This is a genomic window from Erwinia sp. L03-1, from assembly GCF_058686115.1.
In genome coordinates this window covers 3,544,784-3,569,650 of record NZ_CM178762.1, presented here as the reverse complement: position 1 = coordinate 3,569,650, position 24,867 = coordinate 3,544,784, and the positions used below count along the sequence as shown (strand labels likewise).

At 52.6% G+C, this 24,867-nt stretch carries 12 protein-coding genes and 4 pseudogenes; 15 read left to right on the top strand and 1 reads right to left on the bottom strand.

Going from position 1 to position 24,867, the window contains the following annotated elements; all coding sequences use genetic code 11:
- Window positions 1-24: 24 nt before the first annotated feature.
- The 14 genes and pseudogenes from AC4PCC_RS16600 (at window position 25) to AC4PCC_RS16535 (ending at window position 17,732) form a co-directional block, all read left to right on the top strand.
- Window positions 25-1,192: pseudogene (locus AC4PCC_RS16600) on the top strand (ISAs1 family transposase).
- A pseudogene (locus AC4PCC_RS16595) lies at window positions 1,177-1,275 on the top strand (type VI secretion system lipoprotein TssJ); the annotation flags it as partial. The pseudogenes AC4PCC_RS16600 and AC4PCC_RS16595, both read left to right, overlap by 16 nt.
- An 11-nt stretch (window positions 1,276-1,286) precedes the next feature.
- Window positions 1,287-3,617: a type VI secretion system Vgr family protein gene (locus AC4PCC_RS16590; RefSeq protein ID WP_492127549.1), complete on the top strand. Its 2,331-nt coding sequence runs from the start codon at window positions 1,287-1,289 to the stop codon at window positions 3,615-3,617.
- A gap of 2 nt (window positions 3,618-3,619) precedes the next feature.
- Window positions 3,620-4,438 carry a DUF4123 domain-containing protein gene (locus tag AC4PCC_RS16585; protein WP_492125245.1) on the top strand — a complete coding sequence of 273 codons (819 nt, stop codon included), beginning with the start codon at window positions 3,620-3,622 and terminating at the stop codon, window positions 4,436-4,438.
- A 71-nt stretch (window positions 4,439-4,509) separates the two neighbouring features.
- Window positions 4,510-5,055 carry a DUF3304 domain-containing protein gene (locus AC4PCC_RS16580; RefSeq protein WP_492127548.1) on the top strand — a complete coding sequence of 182 codons (546 nt, stop codon included), beginning with the start codon at window positions 4,510-4,512 and terminating at the stop codon, window positions 5,053-5,055.
- Window positions 5,055-6,842: a T6SS phospholipase effector Tle1-like catalytic domain-containing protein gene (locus AC4PCC_RS16575; RefSeq protein ID WP_492127547.1), complete on the top strand. Its 1,788-nt coding sequence runs from the start codon at window positions 5,055-5,057 to the stop codon at window positions 6,840-6,842. The genes AC4PCC_RS16580 and AC4PCC_RS16575 overlap by 1 nt, the downstream gene beginning before the upstream one ends.
- Before the next feature lie 61 nt (window positions 6,843-6,903).
- Window positions 6,904-8,425, top strand: a pseudogene (locus tag AC4PCC_RS16570) (DUF2345 domain-containing protein).
- 2 nt (window positions 8,426-8,427) lie between these two features.
- Window positions 8,428-9,885, top strand: coding sequence for a hypothetical protein (locus tag AC4PCC_RS16565; RefSeq protein WP_492125244.1), 1,458 nt, complete (start codon window positions 8,428-8,430; stop codon window positions 9,883-9,885).
- Entirely contained in the window at window positions 9,885-10,937 is a 1,053-nt protein-coding gene (locus tag AC4PCC_RS16560) for a type VI secretion protein ImpA (RefSeq protein WP_492125243.1), read from the top strand. Before AC4PCC_RS16565 ends, AC4PCC_RS16560 begins: the two co-directional genes overlap by 1 nt.
- Before the next feature lie 175 nt (window positions 10,938-11,112).
- Window positions 11,113-12,474 (top strand): annotated as a pseudogene (locus tag AC4PCC_RS16555) (type VI secretion system Vgr family protein); the annotation flags it as partial.
- Complete coding sequence (locus AC4PCC_RS16550; protein WP_492125242.1) at window positions 12,471-14,024, top strand: hypothetical protein; 1,554 nt, start codon at window positions 12,471-12,473, stop codon at window positions 14,022-14,024. The pseudogene AC4PCC_RS16555 and the gene AC4PCC_RS16550, both read left to right, overlap by 4 nt.
- Window positions 14,021-15,160: an Imm72 family immunity protein gene (locus AC4PCC_RS16545; RefSeq protein ID WP_492125241.1), complete on the top strand. Its 1,140-nt coding sequence runs from the start codon at window positions 14,021-14,023 to the stop codon at window positions 15,158-15,160. Before AC4PCC_RS16550 ends, AC4PCC_RS16545 begins: the two co-directional genes overlap by 4 nt.
- 685 nt (window positions 15,161-15,845) lie before the next feature.
- The gene (gene tssE, locus AC4PCC_RS16540) at window positions 15,846-16,298 is read left to right on the top strand and encodes a type VI secretion system baseplate subunit TssE (RefSeq protein ID WP_492125240.1); all 453 of its coding nucleotides are present in this window, start codon (window positions 15,846-15,848) and stop codon (window positions 16,296-16,298) included.
- Between the two features lie 42 nt (window positions 16,299-16,340).
- Entirely contained in the window at window positions 16,341-17,732 is a 1,392-nt protein-coding gene (locus AC4PCC_RS16535; protein ID WP_492125239.1) for a VasL domain-containing protein, read from the top strand.
- Window positions 17,733-17,862: 130 nt separating this feature from the next.
- Here AC4PCC_RS16535 and AC4PCC_RS16530 read toward each other — a convergent pair whose 3' ends face one another.
- A complete protein-coding gene (locus AC4PCC_RS16530; RefSeq protein WP_492125238.1) occupies window positions 17,863-23,757 on the bottom strand; it encodes an autotransporter outer membrane beta-barrel domain-containing protein in 5,895 nt (1,964 codons plus the stop codon).
- Between the two features lie 543 nt (window positions 23,758-24,300).
- Here AC4PCC_RS16530 and AC4PCC_RS16525 point away from each other — a divergent pair.
- Complete coding sequence (locus tag AC4PCC_RS16525) at window positions 24,301-24,825, top strand: DUF2778 domain-containing protein (RefSeq protein ID WP_492125237.1); 525 nt, start codon at window positions 24,301-24,303, stop codon at window positions 24,823-24,825.
- Window positions 24,826-24,867 lie beyond the last annotated feature (42 nt).

The following is a 24,867-nucleotide window of genomic DNA, read 5'->3' as shown; positions in this document are numbered from 1 at the left end:
CCGATTAAAATAATGAGATCGAATATGGATATTGAAAAACTAATGGTACATATCTCAATTATTCCTGATTACAGACAATCCTGGAAAGTAGAACATAAATTATCAGATATTTTACTTCTGACAATTTGCGCAGTTATTTACGGGGCCGAAGGATGGGAGGAGATCGAGGATTTTGGTGAGGCTCATATTGATTTTTTAAAACAATAGGGTGATTTCGAAAATGGTATTCCTGTTCATGATACAATTGCCCGGGTTGTGGTCTGCATCAGCCCCAAAAAAATTTCATGAGTGTTTTATTAACTGGATGCGTGATTGCCATTCATCAGATAATGGCGATATTATTGCTATTGATGGGAAAACCCTTCTTCATTCTTATGACAAACGTCGCCTTCGGGGCGCGATCCATGTAATAAGTGCATTTTAAACCATGCGCAGTCTTGTGCTGGGACAGATAAAAACCGATGAGAAATCCAGTGAGATCACAGCCATACCAGAACGGGTTAACATGCTGGATATCAGGGGGAAACTGATCACGACGGATGCGATGGGATGTCAGAAAGACATTGCGAAGAAAATACGTGCTCAGGAAGGTGATTATCTTTTTTCAGTGAAGGGTAATCAGGGTAAATTAAATAAAGCATTTGAAGAGAAATTTCCCTTAAAAGAAATAAACAAGCCGAAGTATGACAGCTTTGCGACAACAGAAAAGAACCACGGCAGAGAAGAAACCCGGCTTCATATTGTCAGTGATGTTCCTAATGACCTGATTGATTTTACGTTTGACTGGAAAGACCTGAAAAAATTATGTGTGGTAGTCTCATTTCGTTCAGAATTAAAAGAAAAAAGGAAAGAACAGAAAATGCAGATCCGGTATTATATAAGTTCAGCACATTTAACGGCAGAGAAGTTTGCCACAGCGATGAGAAATCACTGGCGCGTGGAGAACAGACTGCACTGGTGCCTGGATGTGGCAATGAATGAAGACGACAGTAAAATAAGAAGAGGGAATGCTGCAGAGCTATTATCAGGGATAAGACATATAGCGGTAAATATTCTTACGCAAAACAAAGAATTCAAAGCAGGATTGAAGCGAAAAATGAAAAAAACCGCGATGGACAGGACATATCTGGCGTCAGTCCTTGCGGGCTGCGGGGTTTCGCAATCTTGCCCTGCGCCTGGCGGTTGGTACTGACTCGTGACGATCTCGACCCCGACAAACCCCGTACCATTGAGCTCGGGAGTGGTTTTCTGACCCTGCTCCCCGTTAAGGAGTAACGTTAATGGCAATGGACAACTGGCTGGCGCTGTTTGACGGAAAAAAGCGCTACACCTTTGAGATAAACGACAGCCGGGTAAAACCGGACGTACTGAACTTTCACGGTCGTGAGGCGCTGAGTGCCCCGTCGCAGTGGCGTATTGAGTTCACCACGCCACAGAGCGATGTGACCGCCGAAGAGGTATTACTGAAGTACGCGACGCTCAACATGCTCAGTGGCCGGGTCGTGCAGGGAATACTCACCGCGTTCGAATGGCTGGGCACCACCGCCGACCAGACGCACTACAGCGTGACGCTCTCGTCCCGTCTGGCGCTGCTGGGGTATACCCGGCGCTGCGCGGTATACCAGAATATCTCTGTGCCGGAGCTGGCAGAGCAGGTGTTGCGAGAGCACAGCCTGGAGGGGGCGGATTTTGAGTTCCGGCTGGAGAAAACGTACCCCCAGCGTGAGCTTATCACCCAGTGGCGCGAAACCGACCTGCAGTTTATTCAGCGTATCCTTTCTGAGGTGGGTATCTGGTTCCGCACCGGCGTCAATGACGTGACCGGGCTGGACACGCTGACCTTTGCCGACAGCCAGCAGTTTTATCAGTTTGATGTTCATGTGCCGTATCAGGAGCCGTCGGCGCTTTATGACGGCGCAGCGGAATCGGTGTGGGACCTGCGCAGCTGGCATAACACAGTGACGGGTCTGGTCCGCACCCGGGACTATAACTACCACACGGCGAGCACGCCGATGGACGCCGCGGTCGCCGTCAGAAACAGCGCCACCACCACCGGGGAGCACTACCGCTACGGCGCGCCGTTCCTGGACGCCGGTGACGACAGCACCTCTGAGCCGGAAACCGAAAGCGGGGCGTTTTATGCCCGTATTCACCACGAGCGCGAACTGAATCAGTCCGTCCGTCTGCATCTGTTCAGCAACGCCGCACATCTGATGCCGGGGAGGGTACTGGAGACAGACGGCAGCACCCTTAACGACCTGCAGGATGGGATGCTGATTACGCTGGCCACATTTAGCGCCGCCCGAGACACACGCCTGCATGTGTCGGTATGGGGCATGCCTTACAGCGAACAGTTCTGTTATCGGCCAAAAGAAGAACCCCGCCCGAAGATAAACGGCACGCTGCCAGCGCGCATCGAGAGCCGGGAGAAGCACGACATCTACGCGCATCTGGACAGCCAGGGTCGCTACCGGGTGAAGCTGGACTTCAGCCGTGAAGACGCAGAGCCGGGCTACCGCACTCTGTGGATACGCCAGGCCAAACCCTGTTCAGGCGATACTTACGGCTGGCACACGCCGCTTATCGATGGCACTGAAGTGGGCATTGCGTTTGACGACGGCAACATCGACCGGCCGTATATCGCCCACGCGTTTCACGACTCAGAGCATCAGGACGTTGTTACCCGTGACAACCGCAGCCAGAACGTTCTGCGCACCCCTGCTGCCAATGAACTGCGGATGGAAGACCAGCGCGGGCAGGAGCATATCGCGCTGACCACCCCTTTCGGCAGCACGCAGCTGAACCAGGGGCATATCGCCGACGGGCAGAATAAACAGCGGGGCACCGGCTTTGAACTGCGCACCGACGAGTACGGCGTCATCCGCGTGGCAAAAGGGCTGTTCATTACCGCAGACGGGCAGAGCAAAGCGGCAGGTGAGGTACTGGACATGGAAACGGCGCTGAAGGAAATCGCTGTCTGCCGCAATCAGCTTCAGCAGTTAGCGGCGGCGGCAGAACAGGCGCAGGCGCTGGAGGCGGATATTGCCAGCCAGATAGCGATGTTCGATAAACGCCTGAAACCGCTGAACGGGATGATTCACTGCCACGGCCCGCAGGGCGTGGCGTTCACCAGCGGGGAGCATATGCAGCTGGCCGCCAGTCAGAACGTCGCAATGAATGCTTCAGGGGATTTCAGCAGCGGGTCGATGGGTAACACCGCCATTCTGGCGGGTGAGCAGACAGGCCTGTTTGCCAGAGCGGGCAAACTCAGCCTGAACGCCAGCGAAGGCCCGGTGCAGATACAGGCGCAGAACGATGCAATGCACATCAGTGCGGAGCAGAAGCTGAGTCTGATATCGGCCAGCGATATGCTGTTTGCGGGTAAGAAGAAAGTGACGCTGATAGGTGGCGGGAGTTACCTCATTATCGAAGGCGGGAAAATAGAGTACGGCACGGACACGACCTATACGCGCAAGATTAAGCGTTCGGCGACGACGGGGGCTGCCGATCAGCCACTGGAATTCCCGGAAATTAACCCGGTGATCATGGATAAAATCTGTATTCCGTGCCTGCTGAAAGCGATTCAGGCCAATGATGCCATTGTGCAGGGAGCATAACGATGGACACCACAGTGCTACTGGCAGCATTACCCGGCAGGTCAGAAGAAAATATTTGTCTCTTGTTTGAGGCGGGGGCGCAGTCGGAAGAGAATTTTCTGGTGTTTAAGGCCAGACATGAAAACAGGCTGCATTCGCTGTATATCCATCCGCAACTGACGGAGTTTCAGAACTACGGCCCCTGGCTGCTGGAAGTGGATGATAAAGAGCAGCTAAAGGGGTATCTGGATAAACTGTCTGGCTGTGTTGCCGTGATTATCTCAGTACGATATCCACCTTCGCTGGCCGTGCAGCTGTCCCATGGATGTACCATCGTGCCCCCGAAGGGCCCGACAGCGCTGGTTCGCTTCTACGCAAATCATGTGATTGAAGTGCTGGCGGGATGCGCTAAAGAGGGCTGGCATGCTTACCTGTTAAACGGCATAACACAGTGGTGGCTACCTGGAGAAACGCAGTGGCAGCGGCTCAGCATTACACCATCAGAGGTTAAAGGCCCGACAGATCACATCATCCGGCTGGATAAGCTCGCCTGGCAGCAGATTGCGGATAAGCCAGAAGTGACCCTCGTATTGAACGAATGGCAGAAAATGCCGACCAGCAAGGCGTTTCCACCCTGTGCGCAGCGTTTGATGGTTATAAAGGCGCTGAAGAAGAGTGAAGCTGTGGGGCTCCTAACCCCGGTGGATAAGAAAGTCTATGCGCTTTATTACCTTAATGGTGGGAGGTCGATGCTGGAATCGGACTCACTGAGGGCTGCACTGCCGAATGTGGTGAGTGGAGTGCGATCGCTGGCAGATGTGCTGATGCACTTTACAGCTTAAAAATGTTGAGCATCGGCACAGATATTTAAACCCATAAAGTAAGGGTGTTCGACTAACACGGGATATAAATGATGGGATTTTTTAAAACCTATAACAAAGTTGATGGTGCCGTAAATCGCGGCTATGCCCGTTGGGGAAAATGGATTTGGGGAAGCCTGCTGGGAGTGGTTCTGGCATACGGCAGTTGGCTAATCTGGGCATCAATCTGGGGGCCGCCGATGGGTCCAGTAACATTGATCATTCACAGTGAAATTGACAGGCCGATACTGGGGTTTAGCGTGAATGGGGTGGCGGGTGCGAATGCCTCGGCATATAACAAAAACAACCCGTATGGGAAGGGGGCAGGTAAAACAACCTGCTGTGGCAGTATTAACGGGAAAACTGCCGAGGTTATCTGGACGCTAAGCACAACCCGTGCTCAGTATGATGCGGGACTTCGTAAAGAAACGCGGCGTGTTGTTATGCCAATGCCAGAGAGAAAGTGGGGAGAGAATGATCTACATGTCCACTTTTTACCCGGGGATAAGGTGCTACTGGGCTGGAGTGATAACGCCTGGTCTCCGTATGAAAAACACCCTGATATATCTGGTAAAACTGCAAAGCAGGAGCATAAGTGATGGATATTGAAAGTATCATTTCTGCTGCAAACCGTGCTCAGCAGGCTGAGGATGCTGAATGGGGCAATTGCTCACGCGTATGGCATGTCGGTTTCTTTTTTGATGGTATCCATCGTAATATTGACCAGGATGCTCCTGAGCAACGTCTCAGTAATGTTTCACGATTATTTAGAGCATTTCCCAGTATTCAACAAAATACTTCCCATGAAAGTTTTGATGCATTTTATTTTTCGGGGCTCGGTACCCCTTTTAATGAAGAACTCTCTGAGAAACTGCATACCATTATGGACAGTGCTCAAGGCTCTGCACTGGATGATTTGAAAGATCAGCCAAAAAAAATGGCAAAAAATGCTGGCCTGAATTATTTGAAAAGTGGTAACTGGTGGGAGGTTTTAAAGGGCTCGGGGAAAAAGCTGATAAGCCCTTCGGAATGGAAATCCCTGACGGGAGATGTAGCTAAAAATGCCGCAAAGAAATCAGGTATCGAGGCAACACCCTGGTTGCGTGATAATCCCGTTATTGCAGATATGTTAGTTACCGGTGTCGATACGCGAATAAATTCGGCTAAATTACGTTTTGAGCGTTTCTTTGAAAGAACCAAAACAAATAGCCCGGTACCGGTAAAACTGATCTCCATTTCATTATTTGGCTACGATGTCGGAGCAACTCTTGCACGTAAATTTATTGATATGCTGCTTGATGATATTTGTCAGAAGCAGGGTGATAAATATACTTACCAAGGGATCCCCGTAGAGATTGTTTTTGCAGGCCTGTTTGACTGTACTCGTCATACCCCTGCCAGTAATAATAACGGAGTGGACTGGTTTATTTCTGCTTTTGGGGGGCCAGTAAAAGGCATTAGCGTGCTGATGGGCGATAAGTCTGTTGATCAGGAATCGGCATTGCCGGATACGGTTAAAAATGCACTACATCTGGTCGCTGCCCATGAAAACCGGCCATGGCGTAGCGTCTATTGTCTTGGTGGAAGTAATAATAAGCACAAGGAAGAGCTGTTACCCGGTTGCGCGGAGGATGTAGGGGGAGGCCTGAAACTAAATGAACAAAAACCGAGTGCAGAACTTTGCCGGGTGGCCCTTCACCGGATGTACCGGTCAGCGACGATGGCAGGTGTTCCATTTCCAGATTTACAAACACTAGATCAGACGGATACTGATGTTGCTGCCTATTTTATCATGCAGGATAAGGTTAAGAACAAGTCTGTCGCTCAATGGACAAAGCTGTATCAGCAAGCGGTGCCTTTTAACGCTGTCAGTATCGGTGCACAGAACCGTCATCTGGACAGCTATATTGAGTGGCTTGGGCGACAATACTATCAATACCGCTGTGAGTGCATGAAGTATGAAAAACAACGTGGCGATATTTTAGCCTCCGCCGGTGCTTCTGCCGGGTTATTTGGGATTTCACCACAGGCAAAAGAAACTTCAAGACACTACCAGAGTGAACTTGATGTGTTGCACAAAAATTGGGGTTGGCTGGACGATGTCCATGATGCCGCAATAAGAATGAAGAACAGTATGGAAAACGATCCTAATGATAAGCGTATCCAAATCGTGCCTGATATCTACAGGCCTGCATTGAGGCGAGCGAGACGTTTTCTCGATTATGCCCATGCAGCTTATCTTGGTCAGCCTCAGCCTTTCCCCGAAGATAATGCGCCCTCTGATATGTATGCCTGGTTTATTCATAGCAGACAAGCAACGGGAAAAGATGTTGGCATCTCTCAGGATTTCCTGGTTATTCGTTCGATGGAAAAACCTGAAACATAGCCTGTTGAGCAACGCGGCGCACCTGACGCCGGGGATGGTTCTGGAAGCCGACGACAGTGAGGTGCTGGAACTTCACCTTTTCCTCTTTCCGTGCCGCCCGCGACACACGCCTGTATGTGTCGGTATGGGGCATGCCTTACAGTGAACAGTTCTGTTATCGGCCAAAAGAAGAACCCCGCCCGAAGATAAACGGCACGCTGCCGGCCCGTATCGAGAGCCGGCAGAAGCACGACATCTACGCGCATCTGGACAGCCAGGGTCGCTACCGGGTGAAGCTGGACTTCAGCCGCGAAGACGCAGAGCCGGGCTACCGCACTCTGTGGATACGCCAGGCCAAACCCTTTTCAGGCGATACTTACGGCTGGCACACGCCGCTTATCGATGGCACTGAAGTGGGCATTGCGTTTGACGACGGCAACATCGACCGGCCGTATATCGCCCACGCGTTTCACGACTCAGAGCATCAGGACGTTGTTACCCGTGACAACCGCAGCCAGAACGTTCTGCGCACCCCTGCTGCCAATGAACTGCGGATGGAAGACCAGCGCGGGCAGGAGCATATCGCGCTGACCACCCCTTTCGGCAGCACGCAGCTGAACCAGGGGCATATCGTCGATGCGCAGAACAAGCCGCGCGGCACCGGCTTTGAACTGCGCACCGACGAGTACGGCGTCATCCGCGTGGCAAAAGGGCTGTTTATTACCGCAGACGGGCAGAGCAAAGCGGCAGGTGAGGTACTGGACATGGAAACGGCGCTGAAGGAAATCGCTGTCTGCCGCAATCAGCTTCAGCAGTTAGCGGCGGCCGCAGAACAGGCGCAGGCGCTGGAGGCGGATATTGCCAGCCAGCAGGCGATGTTTGAGCAGAGGCTGAAGCCGCTGAACGGGATAATTCACTGCCACGGCCCGCAGGGCGTGGCGTTCACCAGCGGTGAGCATATGCAGCTGGCCGCCAGTCAGAACGTCGCAATGAATGCTTCGGGGGATTTCAGCAGCGGGTCGATGGGTAACACTGCCATTCTGGCGGGGGAGCAGACAGGCCTGTTTGCCAGAGCGGGCAAACTCAGCCTGAACGCCAGCGAAGGCCCGGTGCAGATACAGGCGCAGAACGGTGCAATGCACATCAGTGCGGAGCAGAAGCTGAGCCTGATATCGGCCAGCGATATGCTGTTTGCGGGTAAGAAGAAAGTGACGCTGATAGGTGGCGGGAGTTACCTCATTATCGAAGGCGGGAAAATAGAGTACGGGACGGACACGACCTATACGCGGAAGATTAAGCGTTCGGCGACGACCGGAGCTGCCGCTCAGCCAGTGAAATTCCCGTATCTGGCGGGTGATGGAAAATATGATCTTGCCATAAATTTCTTAGACAAGACGGTTCCCATTCCCGAAGCGCCTTACACGATCCACTTCGAAGGGGGCAGTGAGCTGACGGGTGTTGTGGATGAACAGGGATATGCCCTGCATAAGAGTGTACCGTTTGAAGCGGCTACCGTCACGTATCAGTTACCCCAACCGGAGCCAGAAAAGCCCTGGGAACCATGGGATTCACTACTGGCAAAAACCAGTAACAGGGAAGTTTAAGCATGATAGATCAGGAACTTCAGAATGCGCTAGCCTTCTACCAGCCACCACCGCAGAGCTGGTATGACGAACTGGCCGATAAAGCAAAAGCCGCAGGTGAATGGCTGTGGGAGACGCTTCAGGGTGACTTTAACGAAAAGCAGACCACCGGACAAATCGTCACGGGAACCGTTATCTCGATGATCCCGCTGGTAGATCAGGTCTGTGATGTGCGCGACCTTATCGCCAACTGTAAGAAGATAAAAGAAAACGACAGTGAAATCTGGCCGTGGGTGTGCCTGGGACTGACGCTGGTCGGTTGCTTCCCGACGCTCGGCTCGCTGGTTAAGGGCAGTGCCAAAGTGATGTTTCTTTCAGTGCGCAAGGCTCACTTTAACGAACTGAGCAAGGCCGGGAATTACAGCCGCCTGCTGGACGGGAGCATCACACAACTTAATCGTTTTCTGGATACACCTGCGGTGCGGGACACACTGCGAACGTTGAGGATTTATAACCCGTACCACTTCCTGGCCGGTAAAGTCGACGGACTTAAAAGTATGCTCAGTACATCAGAACTGCTGGCAGTAATGGACAAGCTAATGAAAGTCACCCGCAGCCTGTTTGACACCGTGACGAACTGGGGACCGGTATCGCTCCAGCGCCCGGTAGCAGCATTGTGGGAAACGCTGGTTTCGGTGCGCAATAAAGCCAATACCATGCTGGCGAAAGCACTGCAGCCACTGAACGACATTCTGGAACATCTGGCAAACCGACTGAGAGTCGAAGGCGACAATGCGTTTCGTGCTCATGTCGGTAGTAATACTCACCTGTATGGTGGGGCCAGGGCCAGTGAGGAACTGGCTTATTTCAAACGGGAGAAGCCGGAGTGGGTGGATGTTGGTAATAAAGAAAAGGCATATCCTGCTCTGACCAGATTTGAAAATAGGGGCGCTATAACTGACGGGTGGCCGGACATCAGTAAAACCAGCAAAAATCCAGCATTGAAGGGTAAGTTTGATACTTTCGATGATTCTATGCGAGCAGTTGAAGTTCCGCCTGGCACTGTACTCTATAGAGTCGTTGACCCTTCCTCTAGTGATAACAACATCTGCTGGATGCGTAAGGCTGAGTTTGACAAGCTGACCAGTAAAAGTGACTGGCGACGGCGCTTTGCTGTGTGGAAGAGCTGGAATGAAAACGGTGAGTATGTAACCTATACCATTCCGCCAGGGCAGCCGATGAAGGTCTGGGAAGGTCGGGCGGGTACGCAAATTAATATAAACGCTCCGGAATACTCACTTGAAGGCGGCGCGGTGCAGATTGTACTTGACCCCTCTCAGTTGAAAAAGGGCTACACTGGCCCGCGTCAGAAAACAGGATGGGGTTATGGTGATGCAGAGAATGATCCAACATATCCGTATCTGGGATTGCCGAAACTGGAAAACACCCACAACTGGTATGAACCAAAGGATAAAAAATAATGGGCGTGTTACACCCGCAGGAATGCTATCTGCTGGAGAAATTTATCTCTCCCGAACATTACGCATCAACCCGTGATGCGATAATTGCCTATATTGATGCACATGAAGCCGCTTTTGCCCGCTACCTGCGGGAAATGCCCCGGAATAACCGTAAGCTTCCGCTCTGGCAACAGGCGGATATGGTATGGGGAAACAGAGTGCTTCCTAATATTCGCCCGGCAAGAGAACGATACATAAAAGCTTATATCCTACGGACGCATAATGATATCCAGGCATTTAATATTGGTCATGCAATGAGCTATATCAGCAAGGGTATCACCGAATGCTGGAACGGTTGGATGACAGAAGACGAAATAGAAAGGATATCTGAGCTGGAAGGTATTGCAGCAGAGTTAGATCGAAGATTATCTATTACATTGGATGCCACTTGGCAAGAAGGAAACTTAACATATGACGGTAACGGTGTTTATGCCAGCGGGGATATTCCCTCTAAAATCTCCCGGTATGAACTTGATCCATCCGTCCGCATAGAATTAGGTGAAACTCCAGTTCAGACAGGCATCTATCTGCCTGATGTTGATTTTGCACCAGCACGATTTATCCCTGCTGACTATGGGCAGCCCGCATCAGCACGACGGGGAGTAAAACGGACTGACTATGTCGGCAAAAGTGGAGAGCAAAGCTATAGCTGGGATGAGTCCGAATGGGCTAAAACCGGCTGGACGCTTATTCGACGTGTGGAAGGTCAGTACATCGACGTGCCACGTGAAGGTTTCTTCCCTGATGGTAAACCCGAAGAACTTTATAACTGGTCGAAGCGGGAACAATTGCCTCCGCAAGAAAAAATGGTGCGAATCACCCGTTGGGATGGCGATTTAGCGCCCTTTGATGGACGCTGGGCAACTATTGTTAATGGTACGACGCAGTACCTTCAGACCCGAGAAGGACAGGTTCTACCGGAATTTGAAGACAGGCACGGCAAGAAATACCGTGCCTGCTGGTCGCTGCTGGAGCGTGACGATAAAGGCAGCGTGTTCGTTATTCCTGTTTAAATTGGTGAAGGTTCCGATCTGGAATTTGCCCGATAGCGCAATGCTGGGTCTGCAAGGACTGCTCCCCGTTGCCATAACTGGGCATGTCGCTGATGATCGCGAGAATGCCGTCAGTATCTCAGCGTTCGCTTTGTTATTCCGTCTGTTATAGCGCCCGTTCTGCCAGTCGGCATAACGGTTAACGTTCAGCCGCGAAGACGCAGAGCCGGGCTACCGCACTCTGTGGATACGCCAGGCCAAACCCTTTTCAGGCGATACTTACGGCTGGCACACGCCGCTTATCGATGGCACTGAAGTGGGCATTGCGTTTGACGACGGCAACATCGACCGGCCGTATATCGCCCACGCGTTTCACGACTCAGAGCATCAGGACGTTGTTACCCGTGACAACCGCAGCCAGAACGTTCTGCGCACCCCTGCTGCCAATGAACTGCGGATGGAAGACCAGCGCGGGCAGGAGCATATCGCGCTGACCACCCCTTTCGGCAGTACGCAGCTGAACCAGGGGCATATCGCTGACGGGCAGAATAAACAGCGGGGCACCGGCTTTGAACTGCGCACCGACGAGTACGGCGTCATCCGCGTGGCAAAAGGGCTGTTCATTACCGCAGACGGGCAGAGCAAAGCGGCAGGTGAGGTACTGGACATGGAAACGGCGCTGAAGGAAATCGCTGTCTGCCGCAATCAGCTTCAGCAGTTAGCGGCGGCCGCAGAACAGGCGCAGGCGCTGGAGGCGGATATTGCCAGCCAGCAGGCGATGTTTGAGCAGAGGCTGAAGCCGCTGAACGGGATAATTCACTGCCACGGCCCGCAGGGCGTGGCGTTCACCAGCGGTGAGCATATGCAGCTGGCCGCCAGTCAGAACGTCGCAATGAATGCTTCGGGGGATTTCAGCAGCGGGTCGATGGGTAACACCGCCATTCTGGCGGGTGAGCATACTGGCCTGTTTGCCAGAGCGGGCAAACTCAGCCTGAACGCCAGCGAAGGCCCGGTGCAGCTACAGGCGCAGAACGGTGCGATGCACATCAGTGCGGAGCAGAAGCTGAGCCTGATATCGGCCAGCGATATGCTGTTTGCGGGTAAGAAGAAAGTGACGCTGATAGGTGGCGGGAGTTACCTCATTATCGAAGGCGGGAAAATAGAGTACGGGACGGACACGACCTATACGCGGAAGATTAAGCGTTCGGCGACGACGGGAGCTGCGAGCGCTGAGGCCGATATGCCCTGGCTTGCTGATCCGGCGAAGAGCCGCAGCAGTGCGTTAATGCAATATCGCTATCACGACGATGCGCCTGTGGTGGGGGCGCCGTTTACGGCAACACTGGCGGATGGGTCAGTACGTACCGGAAATCTGGACGGAGCGGGGTATCTGCATCTGGACGATATTCCGGCAGGAAGTATGCAGGTGGAGTTTGGGCCGGATACACGGCGTTATATGCGAAAAGGCACCATAAATAATCAGCAATTTACGGGGTCATCACTGAGTGAATCTGATATCGATGCGCTGATAGCGAAACACAGCGGAGGTGTGGAATGAGTATACCGGGTGTTGCCTGGTTTAAGGAAACCAGCCTGGAAACCGGGCAGTGGATCTGGGGTACGCTTCAGGGCGCGTTTAATGAAAAACAGACTATCGGGCAGATCATTGTCGATGCGGTGACTGGCATGATCCCGCTGGTTGGTGATGTGACTGCTGTACGCGATCTGATTGCGGTATCCATTGGGCTTGCCAAAGAACCAAAGAAGCGGGAAAGCGTTACTGAATGGGTATTTCTGGTTATTTTACTGTTTGCGCTGATCCCGGTAATTGGTGGGGTGATTAAAGGGGTCGGACGTCTGGCGCTGCGTGTCACAACCAAAGCGGCAGAGAATGTGGAAACGCTTGGTGACGTGATTAAGTTTCTGAATCGTGTAGGCGAAGGCGATGCGGTGAAGTGGCTGAATAAACTGAACGTGGTTGAGTATCAGGCACAGCTGATTGAGAAGATGAGCGACTTTTGCACCACGATGATCACCGCGATAAACCAGATTTTGAAAGCCAGAGTGGGGCGGATATTGCCGGAGAAATGGCAGGCCGATTTACTGCGTGTGCGGGATGGATTTGCCGCCCTGCAACCGCTGGCATCCAGGATGATCCCGCAGGCGCTGAAGGAGCTGAATGCGAAACTGCGGGTATTGCAGGCGCTGGTGTATAAAGGTGAAATCCATACGGTGGCTACGGGTAAGGGCAGGGCTGAAGTGCGGCATGAAGCGGAAGCCTATCTGATAGAACGCCCGCTGCGGGATGCGCCAAAGCAGGGGACGCGATTTCCGAGTATTCATGCGGAAAAATTTCATGAAGATAGGTTACGGCGTAAGTATTCAAAAAAAGGTTATCCAGATATTGTTAACTGGAAAGGAGAAAGCCCAGCATTCGTTAAAGGACAACAGGTCTTTACAGATATCGCTTCTTTTAGCGGTGAAATCACTGCTAAAAGTGCCCGGGAGATGGCAGGCAGTACGATTTTCCGGGCTTTCGGAAACGAGACTGCATTGGCAACTAAGTCCGGCGGCTCCTGGGCGGCAGGGGGATTTTGGGGCTATCAAAAAGTGCCTGGTGACGCAAATGAATGGCGACAATTATCGGCGGTACTGGATGAGTGGAATGGCAATGGTTTTCTGGTGGTACTGCATCTGCCGGAAGACCTGGCTGCAAGAATGCCCGGTACTAACGCCTGGCACGGCAGAATTGCGGAACAATTTGGGAACGAGGTTCCTGCTCAGTATCTGAAAGGTGGTGGTGAGCAGGTCATTATTAATCTGGATGAACTGCTAAAAAAAGAACTGAACAGAATCGGGGAGCAGGTAAAAGCGACCGGAAAACCGGCCAGTGTTGAAATTAATAGCGTCAGAGCGGAATTTTATCCTTCCGGCTGGAAAGAGGTTGAAGGTGTGCATGGTTATACCCGGCCAGAGGGGATTGAACCGCCATATGCCACCTATACCCGGCAACTGCATGACGATGAGCTGCGCAGCAAAGTGAAGGACCGGATGATGATTAACGCGACCCGCATTGAACACCAGACCACCACAGGAAATGAACCATGATGTCCATTGAAAAAACCAGATATCCGATGACCGATGATGTTGTGAGGCGCAGGTTATTTTGGCTGTTACAGCGCCTAAGCAGCTATGCATTGTGGCAACGCAAACGGGATAACTGGGCTTATTTTACACAACTCTATGAACAGGCGCTGAAAACCTGGCCGGAGGAAATAACCAAGGGTTTTCATCCTAAGGTTATTATCTGGGCATACGATGCCCTGCGTCTTTATGATGAAGGGCTAACGGAACTGGCGGCGGGAAATCGGCAGGTATGGCAAATTAAAACAGGTGAGTTCGATCAACTTTTTCGGCCGGTTAGTTTAATAAGGGCTTATTTTTACTGGCCCTGTCATAGTGAACGGGGCGGGCAACGGGAGCCCTATCCTCCGGAAATAGAAAAAATTAATAAGTGGCGGGTTGCGGCAGAATTTGAAGGCGATAATCTGCTCTATCCACCACAAAATAACGTTTGTAATTTTTTTGATGCAGCGAGCTTACTGGACCCCAGTAATTATATTTATAATTTAAGCCACTTAACCTATCCGGTATTCCCGAAAAATCTCCCGCCCGTACCGGAGCGTAGCGACATTGTTATCGAAACCGACGATCCGGTACCCTGCGATGGTATCTGGGAGCCAGTCAAAATTCAGTACAATCATAAACTGCTGGTAATTAAAGATGGTATCAGCGGGTTTAAAAATCTCGGAGCCTATAACTATTTCATTCGTGGAATGAATGCACCCCGCCAGGTTTATTATGATGTTTTAATGGAAAGTGCTACGGAAATGCTGATAACCGACGATCCCATTCGTTATCGCGATGTTCACTGGCGCCTGGTCTGGGAGGACACCCGTTATTGTGACGGGATTATCCCTGATGAATCGGAATACTTTCTGGATGATGCGCCGGGTAAACGCATTACCTGCCAGAGCGGGGAGCGTTGTCTTCACTCCGGCCAATGGGCAACCATCGCCGGAGGGCATCAGCAGTTTATTGATGTTGAGGCAGGGACGTTGATGCCGGAGGCGACGAAATATCAGAGTGATATGTACGCGCCTGAAATACGTATTCCGGCAACATGGAGCCTTTTGCAAAGGGAAGATGAAGGCAGTGTTTATATCAAACCGGAAGAAAATTAATCAGTCGCCTGTTTCTGGGACAACTATCTCATTGCGTAAGTCAGAGACCAACAAACAGACTGAGAAATAACATCGATTGCATAGATATCTAAATGGATTATGAATAAGAAATATTCCGGTGGGCAGCATCAGAAGCGATATGTTATTGAGGGCTATCTTAATGAGGAAGAGTCGATAAACTGGCAGGTAATTTACATTAACAAAATTAGGGGGTGTCACAAAATGTTAAGTAAAATTAAACATGCAATTCTACTTCGCAAAAGAGTAAGGTTGAGTTATTTTTTTAACAGCCTCATGGTTCATATATTAATTTTTATAACTATTAATACAGCCACTTCAGTTTACGTAAATATTTTCCCTGCCATTAAAATCAAACAACCAGTAGGCAGGTTGCCTGATTTTGGGTTTTCTATATCCCCATGTTATGGATTTATTTATTCGACGATTTTAATCTTTGGAGTAGGTGTTTTAATGATTCTTGATATCCAGCGACTGCGAGATATGGGATATCGGTATCCGGGAGTAATCAGCATTGTGCTGATTTTATTAGCATTGTTTTCGGAGATGCTTAGTATCATGGTAAGAATAAATTTAATATCATTCATAATTGATGCTGGACTATTAATATTTTATATATTAATGCTTTTCAGTGCGTCGAAGCCAGCTATTGAGAGGAGAACCACTCATGTCGCATAGGAATCCCTCACTATGTGAAATACTTTACGGCAATTTTACCGGTGGCCTCGACCTGCATCAGGTCAGTGAAGAAAATCAGGTCATTTTGTCGGTTCTGGACAACATGCAACGGATCCTTAACAGCCGAGCAGGCACACTGGCGCATTTGCCGGACTACGGCCTGCCGGATATGACCAAAATCCTGCAGGGAATGCCGGGGACCGCACACCAGATGATGGGTACGCTTTCAGAGGTACTGCTGAAGTATGAGCCGCGCCTGAAAAACATTGATGTGGTGATACTGGAGCAGACGCAGCCCGGTGAACTTCGTTACGACATTGATGCCGAGCTGAAAGATCTCGGCCTCGTGCGTTACGGAACTGAATTTATGCCTCAGGGGAAAATTCTGCTGCGGCATCTAAAGCAACAACAATTCCTTGATCCTCTGACGTCAGCATACTGACTGGCAAAAACTTTTATTTTTTTACTTTCTTGAGCTATCCCTATGCCGCATTTTTCTGAACGTTATCTTAAAACCGGCGGCGACCCGCGCGCGCTACCGGATTATACCGCCCTGCGCGATGAGCTGAGCAAACTGTCACATCCGGCGCGCCCGGATGTGAACTGGCAGTATGTCGAAAAACTCTGTCTTTCGCTGTTTGAGCAAAATGGCGTGGAGCTGCAGACGGCAGCCTGGTACACGCTTGCCCGTACGCAACTGGCTGGGTTGTTTGGCCTGACTGAAGGCTTGTCCATCCTGGAGGCGTTGATTAGCCTTCAGTGGGGCGCGCTCTGGCCGCAGCCGGTACATGCGCGTATGGAAATCCTCAGTAACCTGAGCCAGCGTCTGCAGCAACGGATGCGTACACTCCCGCTAAACTACAGCGACCTCAGCCAGCTTTATCTTGCGGAGCAGCAGTTGACCCGCCTGGGCGCGGTGTTACAGCGTCTGGAGCTTAAGCATCTTAGTCAGTTTGATGCGCTGCGTACCCTGATGTACAACAGTGCGGCTCGTCTGGAAAACAGTGACAGTACATCCAGCCCAGGGACTGCCATTGAGCCCGGGATGGTGCTGCCTGCTACGGCAATGAATGGCGCGGGCACGTCTGCGGATACTCTGTCCGGTATTCCCGCTGTAGGGAAAAACGAATCGGTTAACACGGTGAAATGGGTGTATGTGGCGCAGCCGGAACATCAGCCGAATGTTGAAGTGTTGACGTCGGTATCGGCGCCGATAAAACCCTGGAAATCCTTCGCCGCCGGGATGTGTACCATGCTGGTGTTGAGCGCGGGAGCAGCATGGGGCTGGCATGCCTTACACCGACCTGACCCGCTATATACGCAGTTTGCCGCATCCCTCACACCGATACCTCAACTACTCACACCCGCCCAGCGGGAAACGTTGCGCCAGCAATCGCCCTTATCGCAGGCCTTTATCACGCAAACAGAGCAGCAGCTAGCCCGTCTGGGTCAGTTACCCCCTGACTGGAGTATCGACTACAGTCGTCAGCTGGTTGAACAGGCGTTCGCACTCTGGCCGGAGCAGGCTAAGCCTCTGGTAAAACAGTGGCAGCGGCAGTTAAACGCTGCCAGCATACCGTCGGAAAACCTGAATGGCTGGCATCAGGGGATGATGAAGCTACAGCAACTGAGCGACCGGCTGAGCAAGCTGGATGAGAAGAAGGGGAAATACATGACGGTTAGTGAGCTGAAATCAGTGGTATTTTCCACCATGCAGTCATTTAATCACTCTATACCGGCTGAAGAGCACCTGCGGATATTGTCACAAAACCCTGCAGGAGAACCTTTACCTGTTGCTGCCAGGGCTCAGCTGGAGATGCATCTGAAGCAATTAACGGCCCGTTACGCTGAAATAAAACAGAATACACCTAAATAAAACGGTGCTAAAAATTATGAGTGATTCAGTTTGCCACCATAATAATCGTCCCGGACGTAATGAAGACATTACTAACATCGCGGTGTGTTAATCAACAGGGACCAGGTCTCTTTCGCCTGGCCCCTCCCGATCAGAATGTCCACCTTACGCCAGCGTTGTAGCCCCAGCCCTTAGCGCCGTTACTGTCAATCTCTTTGCGGTAGTCCGCTTCGGCATAGAGCGACACATCATTTCTAAAGGTAGCGGTGCCGCCGATGCCAGCTTCCCACATCTGCCCGAACTTGCCGCTGGTGAAGGTGTGATCGAGCCCGTCGATATCCTTCGCGCCAACGGTCGTTTTCGCATTGCCGCCCCAGCCTTTAAAGTAATTAGCACGCAGATATGGCGTGTACTGACGGCCGCCGTCATCGCTCCAGCTACGATCAAGCTTCGCGCCAATGCGTCCAGCGGTCTGGTTATAATCGTTGTAGCTGACAGCAAGGTTCTCCTTATCGGTAAAACTGTCCATCGCCAGATGCATGTAGATCAGCTGTACCTGCGGCTCCAGGCGCACGCCGTTGCCCAGCGCAAAGGGATAGCCGCTCTGCAATGAGGCGCTCCAGCCCTTGCCTTTGATCTTCGCCACGTCTTGCTTACGACCAATGTCCGTTTCGCCACGGTGCCAGTGATAAGCGAGCGTGCCGTCCAGATAGAGGCCACTGTCCCGTAGCCAGCTGCTGTAAAGCGCGAGGCTGTCGCTGTTGAAAGTGGTGCTGCTATAGCCGTCAGCCGCATCAGGACGCAGGCGAGTATTGCCGCGCGTATAAGCAATGCCGCCGCGCAGGCTATCTTTGTCGCCGTCCAGCCGCAGGAGATTCCCGCCCACCTGTAACGCGCTGTAATCCAGATCGAAGTTGTAGCCGAAGTCATTGAAGCTCTGGCTGGTCTTATAGCGCAGGTTCGAGCCGGTATAGCGCACGAACATGTCGCCGCCGTCTCCGGCAGGCAAATCCTGCTGATGGCGCAGCTCGCCCAGGCGCTGTTGCAAATCGCCGAGGACAGCGGCGGTGTAATACATCAGCCCGACCGGTGCGGAAACGTAAGCTGGCACCTGTGGCACTACCGCAGCGCGGGAGGAGGCACCGCGGGTGACGAAGTCGTTTGCCAGGCGATAGTCCCAGAACTGGTTACCGCTGCCCGCCACCAGCCGCTGGTCGGCCTCGCTGCTGCCCGGCGCAAAGCTGTAGAGCGCGTACCTCCACGGCCCGGCTGCCAGATATCCCCCCTGCAAGGCGAAGCTGTCGGCACTGGCGTTACCGGCGACCTGCGCCAGCGATACGCCTTCATTCGCCTCGATAACCGCGTTATGGTTAATATCGCTCAGCAAGCCGGTACTGGTCGCCGCTGGCGTGACTTCAATTAGCGCGGTGCCGTTAGCATCGCCGGTCACGCGCAGGGTATCGCTGCTCTGGTTGCTTAACGCGCCGCCGCCGTTTAACACGCTGTTAAGCCGCAGCCGGCCGTAAAGCGAATTCAGCGTGCCGTTAATGGTCAGCGTATCGCCCGGTAATCCGCTGCCGTTGGTCAGATCCAGCGTTCCGGCGTTGTTCACCACCAGCGAATCGCTGGTTGCGCCCGCCAGTACCGGATTGACGCCGTTCCCGGCAAACAGCGTCGAGCCACCGTCGATATTGATAGTGCTGTGCGCCAGCTTAAGGCTGTCGGTCAGGGTCCAGTCGGTGTCAAGGAAGTTGATGGTGCTCCAGCCCGCGCCCAGATTGACGCCGCGGCTGAGATCGTCGCGGGTGAAGGAGCCGCCGCTGGCCGCGATATCGCTCAGGCTCAGCGTGCTGCCTTCGCCGCCCGCCGTGGTGATATGGCTGACGTCCTTCAGGCTGACATTCTGTACGTAAGCCTGATTATTCACGCCGCTGCCCATGGTCAGGCTGCCGTTAATGGTGCCGCCGGTTAGCATCAGCGTATCGGTGCCGTTACCGGTATCGACATCGCCATTGACCGCGCCATCAATTAACGCGATCCGATCGTTAGTGGCCCCACCAACCACCAGCGGCGTCTCGGGATATTGCGTGCCGAGGGTCCCTTCGTTGATAAAAAGCGTGCTGCCCCCGCGCAGATCGATAACGGGCGCAACGGTACTCCAGGAATAAATATCCCCCCGGTTAATCACTTCGCTGGCGGTGCTGGTGACAATCGCCGAGCCGCCACTCTCGGTAGTAACGTAGATATTGCCCTCTGAAATAACCTGCCCGCTGGTGTTCGCCCGCACCCCCGTGCCGCCCGATCCCACCAGTATGGCGATGCCGCGCGGTATAACCATATCATTGCGGGTGGTAGAACCGTCGGCATTAGCAAAGGTGTAGCCCGTGGCGCTTCCTGACGGTTCGATGGTGACGGAACCCTGCGGATTAAACGACGTGGCGGAACGGATGCCGCTACCGCTGCCTCTGGCGTAAATATAGGTGTTGGTCATGGCGATATTGCTGGTTTCGGCCAGGTTATTAATGGCGCTGCCGCTGCCCATAGAGGTCAGGGTGGTGCCATCAATCGCCAGCCCCGTCGCCCCTTTATCCAGCAAAATAGCATCGGCGCTGCCGTCACCCTCGATTGAGTTGCGGAAAATGCCGTCGCCCAGCACCCTGAAGCTGGCGTTATTGTTGACCCGCACGGCGGCGATGCCGTCTGAGGCAGCAAGCTGCGCACTTTCAGGGAAGTAGGTATTCTCACCCTCGCTGGCCTCTATACCTATTCCCGATGCCACTTTTATCACGCCACTGTTATAAAGCGATCCACCATGCAGGCGGACAGCGGTGCTGTTCACGCCCGTCAGGTCGATGGTCCCGCTGTTGGTCATGCTGTAGCCCACATCGAAGCCGGTAACATTATTACCCGCCCCCTGAACCACGGAACGGTTATCAAAGTTGCTAAAGGCCGCGTCGCTGAATCCGCCAAGCGTATTGTTGCCGTTCAAAGTGATGGGGCTGTTGATCACCGCGCTGGCGCCGTTTTGCAGCCGGATTGCCGTTGCGCCCTCGCCGTTAACGATGAAACGATCGGTGCCCTCCACGTAAGCGCCGTTGAAGGCGGCAATCCCCACGGAATTCTCGCCGCTCAGGGTGACCTCCGCCGGATTGATCTGCTGCAGCCAGGCGTGGTCGTTCAGCCAGTAAAGCGTTGAGTTCGCCGTGCTGACATCGGTACTGCCGCCATTGCTGACCAGTCTGGCTTCCCAATCGCCTGCCACATACCCCCTCTGGCGCGGATCGTGGAACACCACCGAGCCGCCGGTAACAATCGTGCCGCCGTCAAGGACCTGCCCGGCGATGGAGTTGGTACCATACAGATTAACAATGCCGTTCTGGTTGACGCGGGCCAGTTCTCCCCGGGCGATCGCCCCGTGCGTCGAGGCAAAATCGGGAGCATTGCCTGCCGTTACGTTCAGCGTACCGCTGTTGGTAATGGTGGTTGACGAGTCGTCGCTGGGAAACCAGAATCCTTCGGCATAAAGTGCCGTGCTGCCATTGCTGACATCAATGGTGCCGCTGTTATCAACTGAGGCACTGCTTAGCGCCCTGATACCCGATACCTCTTCTCCCTGCAGGCTGATATTGCCGGTGTTGGTTATCTGGCCTTTATTTTGCGCCGTCAGGCCCACTTCACCGTTGAAAAAACCGCTGATGTCGGCATGGTTGGTTAACCGCGTGCTGTCGCCATCCACCGCTGCGCCGGTGGCATTAAAGCTGGTGAGATTAAGTCGGGTCGCCTCATCAAGGGTACCCTGCGCGCCGCCGCTGAGGTTGATACCGGTTGAGTACCGCCCAACGTTAATTATCGCGCCCCTGGTGTTGATCCCGGTTCCGCTACCGCTGCCGGCAATCCCGGTTGAAAAAGAGGCGTCCGGCGTGATGGTCATACCCGCGCCATCAAACTTCGCGCCGTTCTGATAGTTGAAAATTGTGGAGTACCAGGCGGTATCGTAAGCGCCATAGCGACCGTTTACCGGAAGATTGATTTTTGCCTCTGGCCCAATCACCAGATAGCCGGTTTGATACTCGCCGCCGCGGATATTGAACAGGCTTTCGGTATCCACCGTCGCATTGCCTTCCGCGCGGATACCGACGGCCCCTTTACCACCAAGGTTTATCGGGCCGGTGATATTGGCATAAGCGCTACCGTCCTCCTCGCCTTTTACCCACACCGCCGTGTTGTAAGTGCCGTTGAGCGGATCGGCGCTGCCGTTAACGTTTATGGTGCCGTCCGAATACGCGCTGGCGCGGTTGCCGCTGGTGGCAAGGACTTTAATCGCCGTGCTGTTATCGCCATTCAGATTGATGGTGCCCGCGTTGCCGACCAGCCCGCCGCTGCCGGAGTCATTTACCGACATAGCAATATTTTCATCCGGCCGGAAATCTGCATGGCCATTGACATCGATGATACCGTTATTTTGCAAACGGGCATTCGGACCAGCATCCACCCGCATTGCGGTACTGCCCTGAGTCAGTGAGCCAATCACGATATGGCCGTCATTGATGGCGCTGCCGTCTCCTCCCACGCGAATACCAAGCGAATCGTTCAGCCTGACGTCCGCCGCCTCATCCGTCAGGCTGTTCTGCAGTGCACGTCCGAGATAGAGCGTGCCGCCCGCGGCATTAGCAAAACTGGCCTCTTTGCCATTAACAAAAATACCATCCGCCGTCGACCAGTTCGCTACGCCGACGTTGATATTGCCATTATTAATGGCGCTGCCAGCAAAAACGCCCAGCGCGGTGCCGTTGCCTGCCGTGTTTATCACACCCTTGTTGCGAAAACGGCTGTTATCTCCCATCAGCACGGTGTAACTGAAAACGGAGCCGTTTACCGTGGCGCTGTCCACGCCGGTGCCACCCGCCAGGTTGAGGAAGCTGCCATTAATGACACCATTATTAATGCCGGTAGCACCGCTTTGCAGTGTAAGCGCGCTGCCGCCAGGGGTACCCGTACTGATGCTCGAGACTTTACCGTTAATCACGGCGCTACCGCCATTAGCGGCCAGTACGGCGCTGCTACCGTTGATCACCTCCAGCGTTTTATTCACCGTCGCGGTCGCTTTTGCCCCGTCGGCGCTGAGCACCACCAGTTCGCCAATATCCTGTGCGGCCTCATCGCCAGGGTCCTGCGCTACCCTCCTGTAGACAATTTCGCCGCTGGTGATCGAAACCGCCTTATCCAGCTCACTGCTGTAGCTGTCCGGACTGAGCCTGCCAATTTTTAACTGATTTATCAGCCAGTTATTGTAATTTTGAAAGTCGCTGAAGCGGGTGACGTTAAAACGGGTGGTCTCGTTATCCCTTGTGGTGACGCTAAACTCGCCTTTATAGGTCGCCACGCTGTCGGCAGGAAGGGTCAGATAAGGCTCGCCGTCGGGCTGCAGAATGGACGTGAAGGTAATGCGGTTGTCGCTATTCCAGTTCATATTCCCGCTGCCGGTGGCGGCAAACAGTCGGCTCTGCTTAGCAGCCATACTCCAGCCGTTGGTTTCAGCGGTAGTTGTCGCGCCTTTTGCGCCAATATCAACGTTGATTGTCCCTTTACTGACCTGCGCCACGCGGGCATTGATATATTGTCCGCCTTTAACGTCAATGTAATTGGGCACTTGCGTATCCAGCCCGACGGGTGGCAAATCGATCATATTGGCTGAATTATAGACCTCGAAGGTGTCGGTGTCGCCGTTGGCAGCGGGGATGCTAATAGGGTAATCCTTATTTCCCGGATCGAGACGCGGTTTACCCACCAGAGAGTAATCCGTGCTGCCGCCAAGGTTTTGTAGCTCGCCCAGCGTGAAGCTCTGCGTGCCGCTCAGTCCCGAGGCAAACCGCTGCACGCCGCTCAGCGTTTGCGTTGAGCCATTACAGACGCAGAAAACACCCGCCTTGTTGTCATTAAGATAAGGCGAGAAAGGTTTCAGCGTGGCCGCCGAGGTTTGTGAGACAGGAATAAGGATTCCCTGCGCCGCAATAAGGCTCAGGAAAAGGGGATGTAATTTAAACAAGGATGTATCCTCCAGAGAGAAAAATTCATGCCTTAAAAAAATCCCGCCGTAATACCAGGGCGATGCCCGCTTTTCAGCAGGCCTTCACGCAGCGCGGCATAAGATTAATACTATTAATGGCATTATCATCACTGCCCGGAGAAAAGATCCATATAAACTTAACGCGGGAGATCGCGTTCATAAAAAAATAAGAATATTACCAGGCCGTTTCTAAATTAAAGTGGACCTTAAATAATCGGTACGACATTGATGAACTGAGAATTAGCCCTCAATTTTAGTCTTAACCTAAATTACATCTTTCTGTGGTTTGTTTTAGTGTTGAAAGCGGGGTTCTTTGTGAATTACGCGAATCGCTTTACTCACCATGATGGTTTTTTCTTTTTGTGTAACGGCAAGAATGATAATCGTCGGGGAGGTTAAATTCCCTGCGCTAAAATAATCCCTGAACCCGCTGCGAAATAACTATCAAATAATTGATCTTGACTGCTCGATAAATCGTCCTTAGCATTTAGTCACATAAAATACAGGGATAATAAGTGGTTTATGGCGTTAAATAGGAAGATGCTGCTGAATAGTGCTGATTACGCACCTTTCAATCTGTACGGTGTAGGTGTGTTTATGGCCTTTTCTGGTAAAGGTATGTATCGCAACAAAGGAGCATGCGGGGCTATCCCGAGTGATGGCCCATTCCCGCCGGGAAAATACTGGATTGTAGAAAGTGGATCTGGAAGATTAGGTTCGTGGGCAAAAGCTAAAGCTCAAGACCTATTCAACAAGATGTATTATGGTGCTGAATTCGGTCGCGATGAATGGTTTGCTTTATACAAGGATGATTGGGGTATTGATGACGGCACCTGGTTTGATGGCGTTTATCGCGGGTTATTCCGACTTCATCCGGGGCGAATGTCTGAGGGATGTATAACTATCGCACATAATTCAGATTATGCATTAATCAGAAATGCGCTTATGAATACAACCCCGATTCAGGTTCCTTGCATGCGTTCACTTATGGCTCGTGGTTGGGTTGAGGTGGTGGCTAGTGACTATAGCTCGAAAACTTGTCCGTAAAATTGCGAAAGTCGCATTCTACATCTTTCTTTGGCTATAGGC

Coding starts and splice junctions, on each gene's coding strand:
- AC4PCC_RS16590 (WP_492127549.1), top strand. CDS start 1,287: ATGGACAACTGGCTGGCGCTGTTTGACGGAAAAAAGCGCTACACCTTT.
- AC4PCC_RS16585 (WP_492125245.1), top strand. CDS start 3,620: ATGGACACCACAGTGCTACTGGCAGCATTACCCGGCAGGTCAGAAGAA.
- AC4PCC_RS16580 (WP_492127548.1), top strand. CDS start 4,510: ATGGGATTTTTTAAAACCTATAACAAAGTTGATGGTGCCGTAAATCGC.
- AC4PCC_RS16575 (WP_492127547.1), top strand. CDS start 5,055: ATGGATATTGAAAGTATCATTTCTGCTGCAAACCGTGCTCAGCAGGCT.
- AC4PCC_RS16565 (WP_492125244.1), top strand. CDS start 8,428: ATGATAGATCAGGAACTTCAGAATGCGCTAGCCTTCTACCAGCCACCA.
- AC4PCC_RS16560 (WP_492125243.1), top strand. CDS start 9,885: ATGGGCGTGTTACACCCGCAGGAATGCTATCTGCTGGAGAAATTTATC.
- AC4PCC_RS16550 (WP_492125242.1), top strand. CDS start 12,471: ATGAGTATACCGGGTGTTGCCTGGTTTAAGGAAACCAGCCTGGAAACC.
- AC4PCC_RS16545 (WP_492125241.1), top strand. CDS start 14,021: ATGATGTCCATTGAAAAAACCAGATATCCGATGACCGATGATGTTGTG.
- tssE (WP_492125240.1), top strand. CDS start 15,846: ATGTCGCATAGGAATCCCTCACTATGTGAAATACTTTACGGCAATTTT.
- AC4PCC_RS16535 (WP_492125239.1), top strand. CDS start 16,341: ATGCCGCATTTTTCTGAACGTTATCTTAAAACCGGCGGCGACCCGCGC.
- AC4PCC_RS16525 (WP_492125237.1), top strand. CDS start 24,301: ATGGCGTTAAATAGGAAGATGCTGCTGAATAGTGCTGATTACGCACCT.